Below are 479 nucleotides of genomic sequence, written 5' to 3'. Positions count from 1 at the left end.
CGCTCTGATATTACTTTCGCTTTATTTTCGAATGAGCAGGCAAGCTATCAAGTTAACGATGGCTCTTTGGCAGAAAAAGTCGAAGGGTGTTCTGCGTTGATTCCGTTTTTGAATCGTTATATTTGTGCTGCGAATTCTAGCGAAGCCTTTTCTACTCGTTCTCAGCTAGAACTTGGTCAAGAATTCGTGACCACTGAAGGTGTATTGATAGGTCGGGATAGTGTTCAATATCTTGCCTTGAGTGCAATTGATGATGGTGTTGTCGTTCGTCAAAAACGAATAGATAGCTTGGTTGATGAGCTGAGTATTGCAGATGATGACGTGGCTAGATTGGAGGCGGGGCTTCAGGCTAATCTGAATGATTTGGCTGCGGCTAAAACTTCGTTAGTCGATGCTCGGGCAATAGAGCAGAGTGCTCTTAAGCGTCACGCGCAATTAGTTGCTGATGAGCGGGGGGCGAAAATCAAGCGTGAGCAACT

Annotated in this window: 1 protein-coding gene; it reads left to right on the top strand. The window is 45.3% G+C overall.

Translation table 11 applies throughout. The annotated features are described in order from the left end of the window. Window positions 1-479 (top strand): hypothetical protein (locus A3739_RS30485; protein WP_197472611.1); only part of this gene is annotated, 479 nt, incomplete at both ends.

The sequence above is a fragment of the Oleiphilus sp. HI0067 genome, assembly GCF_001635735.1.
This window is presented reverse-complemented; position numbering and strand designations above follow the sequence as displayed.